The organism is Alteromonas sp. ABE4_545, from assembly GCF_056161325.1.
The window spans coordinates 278143-287692 of the sequence record NZ_JBSWYY010000003.1; the positions used below are offsets into that span (position 1 = coordinate 278143).

The 9550-nt window shown below is 47.8% G+C and carries 5 protein-coding genes; 4 read left to right on the forward strand and 1 reads right to left on the reverse strand.

Going from position 1 to position 9550, the window contains the following annotated elements; translation table 11 throughout:
• The first annotated feature begins 10 nt into the window (after window positions 1–10).
• Window positions 11–949: an alpha/beta fold hydrolase gene (locus ACXAH6_RS05115; RefSeq protein WP_474875573.1), complete on the forward strand. Its 939-nt coding sequence runs from the start codon at window positions 11–13 to the stop codon at window positions 947–949.
• Window positions 950–973: 24 nt separating this feature from the next.
• Here the strand turns inward: ACXAH6_RS05115 and ACXAH6_RS05120 are convergent, their stop codons facing one another.
• Window positions 974–3628: a glycoside hydrolase family 3 C-terminal domain-containing protein gene (locus ACXAH6_RS05120; RefSeq protein ID WP_474875562.1), complete on the reverse strand. Its 2655-nt coding sequence runs from the start codon at window positions 3626–3628 to the stop codon at window positions 974–976.
• A 250-nt stretch (window positions 3629–3878) separates the two neighbouring features.
• Here ACXAH6_RS05120 and tsgA point away from each other — a divergent pair, with 250 nt between their 5' ends.
• The 3 genes from tsgA to ACXAH6_RS05135 form a co-directional block, all read left to right on the forward strand.
• Window positions 3879–5063, forward strand: a complete 1185-nt coding sequence (tsgA, locus tag ACXAH6_RS05125; protein WP_474875563.1) for an MFS transporter TsgA — start codon at window positions 3879–3881, stop codon at window positions 5061–5063.
• A gap of 10 nt (window positions 5064–5073) precedes the next feature.
• On the forward strand, window positions 5074–6033 hold the full coding sequence (locus tag ACXAH6_RS05130; protein ID WP_474875564.1) for a nucleoside hydrolase: 960 nt from the start codon (window positions 5074–5076) through the stop codon (window positions 6031–6033).
• Window positions 6034–6266: 233 nt separating this feature from the next.
• A partial coding sequence (locus tag ACXAH6_RS05135) for a beta strand repeat-containing protein (protein WP_474875565.1) occupies window positions 6267–9550 on the forward strand: 3284 nt, incomplete at its 3' end.

A 9550-nucleotide genomic window follows, 5' to 3' on the forward strand; every position in this document is an offset into this window, starting at 1 on the left:
TACAGTGAAAATGCTCGTTAAATTGATACTGGTAGGCGTGATTACTCTAGCTATTGTGGGTGGAGTCTATCAATCCTTTGCTACTTACTCAGATAAAAAAGCATTCCGGCCGTCGGGTGAATTTGTCGATGTGGGTGGGGTTCAATTGTATACCGAGCAATCTGGCTCAGGTAACGTAACCGTGGTGTTTGAGTCTGGTATGGGGGATGATTTGTCAGTATGGCACCGCGTTGCCGCTGACGTGTCGTCGTTTGCAACAGTGATCACCTATGATCGTGCTGGGCTAGGGTGGAGCGAAAAAAGCCAGTCAGTACGTGACGCGCAAACAATCGCTGCCGAGCTGCACGCACTATTAACACAATTAGATGTTGGCGGCCCCATAATACTTGTTGGTCATTCAATGGGGGGGATTACAATGCAATATTATGCTTTGTCTTATTCTGACAAGGTTGCTGGGTTGGTGTTGGTTGACTCTGCACATGAACGCCAAATTAAAGACATGCCATCTCCCAGCTTGATCCAAAAAGCAGTGGTTAGAGCTGGCATGTGGGCTGCGCCCTTGGGGCTGCCTAGATTGTACTTGTCGAATAAAAACCCTGAAGAAAAAGCGAAAAAAAGCACGACAAAACATCAATACACAAGCCTAGATGAAGCCGCATTATTCCCCGAGAGTTTGGCTCAACTCGCATCGTTACACCCCCAATTTAATGCTTTACCTGTAGTGGTGCTAGCGCGTGGCGTACCTTCTGTTGAGTTAAAGCCAGAACAGAAAAGAGAACATAGCTGGGCATTGTTGCAAGAAGATATTGCTGGCCGCTCATCAGAAAGTACAGTCATATTTACGAGAGAAAAACAGCATGGGATACACAAGTTTCAGCCAGACTTAGTTGTCGACGCGATTGAGACATTGGTTGCCTCTATCGAGAGTGAGACCACACCTACGCAGTAATATCGCGTAGGTGCGTCTTACTTTTTATTGAATGACGACAACCGCGGTCTGTTTTGCCGTTTCAGCGGTGTAAGCTGGCTGACCACTGCCTACACTCACCTGTAGTTTGCCTGTGTAGGGTACTTTTTCACCCTGTTCGTTAAAGTAGACTAGCTCATCAGCTGGCACCGTGATGCTCACTTGTTGTGTTCCATTGGCTGACACTGTTGTGCGAGTAAAGCCTTTTAAAGCAACTTGTGGTGTGCGCACTGGCGCATCTGGCATGCTTACATACACTTGTGTTACTTCATCTCCTGCCATATCTGAAAGGTTGTTCAGCGTTATAGACAGAGATAAGTCTTGTCCCGCTGTGATACTGTTTGGCGATTTGAGATCACTATAGGTAAAGTGGCTGTAACTCAAGCCATAACCGAACGGATACAGCACCTCGTCTTTAAAGAAGCGGTAGGTGCGATTTGTCATGTCGTAATCATCAAACGCCGCAAAACCTTCAATTCCATGATAAAAAGTAATGGGCAGGCGACCGGATGGATTGCGTTCGCCTTTGAGTATTTGCGCTAAAACGGTTCCCGTTGCTTCACCTGGGTAGAACGCCTGCACAATGGCATTGAGGTTGTTATTTTCCCAGTTGAGCGCCATAGCACTACCGCTAAAGTTGACCAACACCATTGGCTTGCCCAGCGTGTGAAGTTGTTTTATTAGCCGCTGTTGCTCTGCTGGTAAATCAATGTCGGTGCGATCACCGTAATTAAAGCCTTCGAGTTTAACTGGCATTTCTTCGCCTTCTACGCGCGGTGATATTCCCGCTGCAACTACAATGACGTCAGCTTGCTTTGCCGTGGCGAGTGCTTGTTGAAGCAGAGGCTCAGATGTGTTCACCCATTGCAGTTGAATTGCCGGTACGGTGTTATTCCAAGGATTGCGTAAAAAGAGCTGTTCTGCGTCAAACGTATAGGCTTTCCCGGCTTGTAAATTCACAGTGCCGTTAACTATTTCACCGTTTATACGAACCGTCGCTACTTCATTAAACTGATAATCACCACTCATCTTTGGTGTCAGCGTGCCGTGCCATTTCACGCCAAACTCACTCATTACTTTGTCATCCAGCGGTGAGCGCTCCCAATAAAAATCTATATTGGCGTCGGTGCGGATCATGGAGGGCGTGGTAGCAAAGTCGTATGCGCTGTCGAGCTGGGTGTAGTCTGATATCGCATTTTTAACTACGGTAAAGTAATGTCCCTGCAAGCCTTGTACTGCGATGCCGGCTTGATTTGTTGACGTAAATAAGTCAGCTGGCACTGTGGTGTAGTGCCCATAGACATCGGCAATAATGGCGCTCCCCGGGGCAAACGTAACATTGTCTTCGCCGAAGGCATTTTTCAGCCCTTGTAGTGTATTGACAGGGTTAATGGGTAAACCGTTGTAATTCCCTAACAACACATCTTCGTTGATGGCGTTGGGGCCAATTACGGCTATTTTAGGCGCGCCTTTTAAGGGTAAAACACCATCATTTTTGAGTAAAACCAGCGAGCGTGCAGATGCTTCTTCGGCCAACGATAAATGCGCGGGCGAGCCGACAACCGACAGCGGAATGTTGGCGTACGCAACGTCTGCTTTGGGGTCGAACATTCCTAGCTTAAAGCGGGTTTTAAATAGTCGAGTAACGGCTTGATCAATGAGAGACTCATCAATCAGACCCTCTTGAACAGCATAGGTCAGGTTGGCGAAGGTACTGAGTCTACCCGTACCACAGTTGAGGTCTGTGCCTGTGGCGACAGCCCATGCTGCGGCAACGGCGGGTGCCGCAACCACATTGTGAGCTTTGGGGTCGTAAAAGTCGGCAATGGCGCCGCAATCTGACATCACATGTCCATCGAATGCGTATTCACCTCGCAGCACATCTTTTAACAATTGCTCACTGCCACAGGCGGGCAAACCGTTAACCCGATTGTAAGCACACATTACCGCTTCTACATCGGCATCGACCACGGCTTTTTCAAAAGCTGGGAGATAGGTTTCGTACAAATCCTGATCGCTGACCACGTAATTGTCTGAGTGACGTGAAATCTCTGGGCCATTGTGAACGGCAAAGTGTTTTGCTGTTGCCGCTGTTTTTAGGTATTTGTCATCATCACCTTGTAAACCGTGAATGAATGGGATGGCCAGTTCGCCAGTGAGGAAAGGGTCTTCACCGTAGGTTTCTTGACCTCTACCCCAGCGAGGATCACGGAATATATTGATGTTCGGTGACCAAAACGTTAGGCCGGTATAGCGATAGTGCACATTATTGTCGAAGAAAAAATGGTGCTTGGCTCGGCCTTCGTCAGAAATGGCCGTCGCCACGTCCAACATGAGGTCTTTGTCCCACATGGCCGCCATACCAATTGCTTGAGGAAAAACCGTAGCTTTACCTGCTCGGGCCACGCCGTGTAATGCTTCGTTCCAATAGTCATAGGCAGGAATGTTCAAACGAGGAATAGCGGGCGCCGCGTTGTACATTTGAGAAACTTTTTCTTCCAACGTCATACGAGAGACTAAGTTGGCCACTCTGTCATCAATGGTCGCTGTGGTGTCGAGATAAAGTGGTTTTTCTACAACCGCTTGCGTAGTGGTGTGCTCTGGTGGCGCACATGCTCCCACCATTAAACCGGTGATGACGCACAAAGCAATTTTTTTCATGATGTGGCTTCCCTTAATAAGATGCCACTGACTCTACTTGTTGCACCAATTGGCTCAATGGTTAAGCATAAAAACGTAATTTTAATGTTAAATAAATGTACCTTTTGCGGTCCATAATAGTGCGTCTTACCCAAAATAAAGCAGTGGTCTAAAAATTTGACCAAATGGTCCAGAAAATGGCGTTTAGGGATTGTTGTTTAGGCAATAACTGGGTATAACATTGTTTTGCCGTCGTCATGGATCAGACATTATGAACCGAGTGCTTCTGACCGCTGTAGCTTTTATGAGTTATATGGTGATGGCAGGATTGTTGACCCAGATTGGTGTGATTCTCAATGCTGTGTCAGCGTCGCTTGGTGCATCACCTGAACAGACTGTGGTTGTGTTCTCCTGGTTAACGGGTGGTGCACTTTGCGGCACATTTGCTTCCCTTTTTCTTTACGCCAACTACCCTATTAAGCCGGTGTTGTTAACTAACTACAGCGTGTTCTTAGGAGTAATGTTGGCGCTTGTTCTCATTCAGCCAACACAATTCAGTGTGCTAGCAAGTATGTTATTACTGCTCGGCTTTGGCTGTGGTTGCGGCCTTTCTGGTGGCGCTGTCATTATTTCTAAAACCTATCACGAAGGGCAACGGGCGTCGGCTTTTATCGCCACTGACTGTTCTTTTAGTGCGGCGGGTTATCTCTTTCCCTCATTCGCGGCAGCGATTGTTGCTACCGGTTTTTCGTGGACGATGAGTTACGCCACAGTGGGCGTATTAGCCTTGATGCTTTGGGCACTGTTATTCTTTTTGCGTTTCCCGTCGACCGAAGCGAGTGACGCTGACGCTGGGAATGCACTGCAACAGTTTATGTCTATTTTAACCCCAAGAGTGGGGTTAATGGCCGTCGGGGTGTGTATTTACTTAATAGCTCAAACATCATTTTTGACGTGGGCACCCAATTACCTTCAATTGGCCTTTTCTCTGGAAGAAAAGGCTTCCGCAGCGGTAGTAGGCAACTACTGGGGGATGTCGATATTCGGTTTAATTACCGCCTCATTTATCGTGAATAAAGTCCCCCAGCGTTGGCTGTTAATGATTGTTGCGCTGGTTTCGTGTGTGATTACCTTGAACTTTGTTTTGACCGACTCGGCAGAATGGTTCTTGGGTACCAGCTACTTATTTGGCTTATTAACAACCTGTATTTATAAAATCGCGATGTCGGTTGGGTCTCAGCAAATTGCTAGAGCGCCCGCGATGCTGGTTACTTTCCTACTGTTTAGCGGTAGTGTTGGAAGTACTATAGCGCCCGCTTTGTCTGGCTGGGTGGTACAGTTGGCCGGCGTGAAAAGCGCAATTGTGATGACGTGGTTGGGCTATGCTTTAGTCACGCTATGCTTTGGCATGTGTTTGGCTATCGAAAGAAAAGCACCAGCATCGTCAACTTCATGAGGAGGATGAATTGGAAAAGATAATTTTTGATACCGACCCAGGTATCGACGATGCGATGGCTATTTTATTTGCCGAGGCGAGTGCATCAATAGATTTAATAGGTATTACTACAGGGTTTGGTAATGCGAATATTGCAACGGCCACCCGTAATGCTTTGTATCTCAAGAAGCGATTTGGTCTTGCGGCAGATGTGGCTCGTGGCGCTGCTGAGCCTCTTGTTATTCCCGTTGACGAGCCAGCAGACTTTGTTCATGGTGATAATGGCTTAGGCAACATCGACATTGATGAGAGCGATCTTCCCGCTACGGTCGAATTGCCAGCTCATGATTATATTATAGAAAAAGTAAAAGCCTCCCCAGGTGAGATTACCCTTGTTGCTGTGGGGCGAATGACTAATTTGGCGTTGGCGCTGAGAAAATGCCCCGAAATCACCCAATGGGTTAAACAGGTTGTGATCATGGGCGGCGCCTTTGGTCATCACGGGAAAACCGGCAATGTGACGCCTTTTGCTGAAGCAAATATTATTGGCGACCCCCATGCTGCTGATGAGGTGCTCACTGCAGATTGGCCCGTAACTGTAGTTGGGTTAGATGTCACCACCAAAACGATCATGAGTAATGCTTACTTAGCTGACTTGCGTGAATCTTCGCCCAAGTACGGTGCATTTATTTATGATATCACTCGCTTTTATGCTGATTTCCATCAAAAAACCGATCAGGTAGATGGCATCTACGTACACGATTCTTCAGCAGTGATGTACGTCATCGCCCCAGAATTATATCAAACCATTTCCGGCCCGATCCGAGTGGTAACCGATGGACCAGCCATTGGGCACACTATTCAGAAAGTCGCAGAAAAACGCTATCCCATCGACGAATGGGCAGATTTCCCTGTACAAAAAGTGTGTTGTGACGTAGATGTTGACACCTATTTGTCTCATTACAAACTCACATTAGCAGGTGAGTGCTAACTCACCAACTGTGCTGCAACCGCGCGATGTCGCGCCATGAGGGCTTGGGTATCCAAGCCTGACGGTTGGTTATTGCTCTGTAAAGACAAAGGAATCAGTTTTAAAAGGGCATGATGTAAATTGTATTGAATCTATTTATTTTTTTATTATTATCATCTATCACGCGCTAGCAATGGTTGAATACCAATCATCTGCCTAAAATCTCTTTCTGCCGTAATTAAAGGAATATGTGTATGGCTAAGCTACATCTCGTCATTGATCACAATACCGCTTCACCTCAAGTACTTTCAGACTCAAAAATTACAACAATACAAGCCATAAATGGTATGTCTTTACTGGTGAGCAACGCCGACACTGGTCAGGCGGCAGAAAACCTCACAGGAGTACGTGATGGTCAAGACCTCAAAGTTGTACACAATGGCGTCGTTATTCTTGTCATTGCAGACTTCTACGACAATGCAATTCAGGTATCCCTTGAGCAAAATGTTGCGGTTGTCGATGATATCGATTCTACATTAATTAGCGCGGAACACTCAGATTCATCCTCGTGGTTAGCTGAGCCTCTTGTGGGTGATATTAGTAAAGGTGAGGCTCTTTGGGGAGCCGCGATTGGTGCTATTGGATTGGGCGCAATAACCAACCCTTCATCTCATAAAGACAACACGCCGCCACCGGCACCTTCATTTTATTTAGTTAATGACTCGGGTGTCAGCGATAGTGATGGGGTGACGAATAGTCAACAAATCACGGTTGAATTGGCAGATGATGCCGATACATGGCAATTTTCCTTAGACGCCGGGGAAACATGGAACACAGGTGAAGGCCACTCTTTTGAACTGGCTGAAAACAGCCAGTATGAAGCGGGACGAATTCAGGTTAGACAAATCGATGCAGCGGGCAATGTATCAGACGCGGCCTCTAACCAACAAGCGATCGAAACAGATACAACTCCGCCAAGTGATGCCGTATTAACTTATAACGGTGACTTAACTATCGACGTGGCGTTGGCCTCGGATGTTTCAAGTTGGGAGTATTCTGTTGATGGTGGTGTTACATGGCAGACAGGTGAAGGACAGAGTTTCGAATTGGCTGAAGATACTGAATATGCGGCAGGTGATATTCAGGTTAGACAGACAGATGTAGCGGGCAACATGAGCGGTGTCGCGACCAATATAGACGCGATTGAAACCAACCCGCCATCCAATATTACCATTAGTGCAACAGCTGGTACTTTTACTTCAGTTATGCAGGTAACAGTTTATGACGCACAAGGTAATGTTCTTGTACAAACTGAACATGATTTTAGTGAAGGTGACTATGTTTTTGCTAATGAATCGGAATATTCAGGTGTGTTACTGGTTAAGGTTACCGATATAAACGGTGACTTAGGGGACTATAACGACGAAACCACTAATACAAGTGTAAGCTTGGGCTCTAGTCTGCGTGCAATGGCTCGTGTAGATGGTGAATCGGATGTCACTATTAACGTTACCCCAGTCACTGAACTCGCAGCTATAATGGGAGGCGTGGAAGACGACAACCAAGTCACTGAAACACAGATGGCGAGTAACGATGTTGTTGCAACGTTATTTAATTTAGTTTCTGTAACCGACCCCGCTACTGATGTTTTAGATAGTAATTTTGATTCAAGTGATGGTGTAAATGCAGCGGAGCTTTATGGCCAGGTATTAGCTATATTGTCTGGTGTTGACGCAAGTACTGGTAGTGTTGCTGATACCTTAGCGCAATTAGCGAGCGCTATCATCGTAAATGACGACGGAACCGTTACGCTAACTCAGGAAGGTTTGGACCTACTCGATTCAGGCGAAGATACCTATAACACCGCAGCAGAATCAAACGGGACTGAGACTGTAGAGGCGGCATCACTTGCAGTTCCTGTCGTGTTAAATGCTTCTGGTGGATTATCTGCTGAAGAGGTACAAAGTGGTGTATTCGTTTCTATAAATGGACTCAATGTGGGTGACGTGCTCACATTGCATTGGGGAAGTGAAGACGTTGAATACACGATCACTGAAACCGATATCAATTCGGATGGCACTGCGCAGTTAGAGATTAGTTCTGCGGTAGTTGAAGCTGCTGGTGATGGCAGTATTTCAGTAAATTACACCCTTGATGATCAGATGAGTAATGGGGTGTTAATAAACGTGTTGCAAAGTGATGTTACTGCGCCGAATGCGCCTACGATGACATTGGTGAGTGACACGGGAGCAAGCGATACAGATAGCCTGACCAACGATGCGACCATCAACGTGACCTTGGCGTCAGATGCAGCGAGCTGGGCATACTCCCTAGACGGCGGTGATAACTGGACGACAGGCTCAGGAACCAGCTTTGAGCTGGCGAGTGATACGGCCTACGCGGCTGGCGATATTCAGGTGCGTCAAACCGATGCTGCGGGAAATACGTCATCGGCAACCAGTAACACGAATGCCATTACAACGGATGTGACGATTGCTGCACCAAGCTTCGCATTGGCGACAGACAGCGGCAGTTCTGCAACCGATAGCCTGACCAATGATGCCACCATTAACGTGACCTTGGCATCAGATGCAGCGAGCTGGGCATACTCCCTAGACGGTGGTGATAACTGGACGACGGGCTCAGGCACGAGCTTTGAGCTGGCAAGTGATACGGCCTACGCGGCTGGCGATATTCAGGTGCGTCAAACCGATGCTGCGGGAAATACCTCTTCAGTAACCAGTAACACGAATGCCATTACAACGGATGTGACGATTGCCGCACCAAGCTTCGCATTGGCGACAGACAGCGGCAGTTCAGCAACGGATAGCCTGACCAACGATGCGACGATCAACGTGACCTTGGCGTCAGACGTAGCGAGCTGGGCATACTCCCTAGACGGTGGTGATAACTGGACGACGGGCTCAGGCACGAGCTTTGAGCTGGCGAGTGATACGGCCTACGCCATTGGAGATATTCAGGTTCGTCAAACCGATGCTGCGGGAAATACCTCTTCAGTAACCAGCAACACTAATGCTATTGAAACGGATGTGACGATTGCTGCACCAAGCTTCGCATTGGCGACAGACAGCGGCAGTTCTGCAACCGATAGCCTGACCAATGATGCCACCATTAACGTGACCTTGGCATCAGATGCAGCGAGCTGGGCATACTCCCTAGACGGTGGTGATAACTGGACGACGGGCTCAGGCACGAGCTTTGAGCTGGCAAGTGATACGGCCTACGCGGCTGGCGACATTCAAGTACGTCAAACCGATGCTGCGGGAAATACCTCTTCAGTAACCAGTAACACGAATGCCATTGAAACAGATGTGACGATTGCCGCACCAAGCTTTGTGTTAGCGACAGACAGCGGCAGTTCTGCAACCGATAGCCTGACCAATGATGCCACCATTAACGTGACCTTGGCATCAGATGCAGCGAGCTGGGCATACTCCCTAGACGGTGGTGATAACTGGACGACGGGCTCAGGCACGAGCTTTGAGCTGGCAAGTGATACGGCCTACGCGGCTGGCGA

Coding starts and splice junctions, on each gene's coding strand:
- ACXAH6_RS05115 (WP_474875573.1), top strand. CDS start 11: ATGCTCGTTAAATTGATACTGGTAGGCGTGATTACTCTAGCTATTGTG.
- tsgA (WP_474875563.1), top strand. CDS start 3,879: ATGAACCGAGTGCTTCTGACCGCTGTAGCTTTTATGAGTTATATGGTG.
- ACXAH6_RS05120 (WP_474875562.1), bottom strand. CDS start 3,628: ATGAAAAAAATTGCTTTGTGCGTCATCACCGGTTTAATGGTGGGAGCA.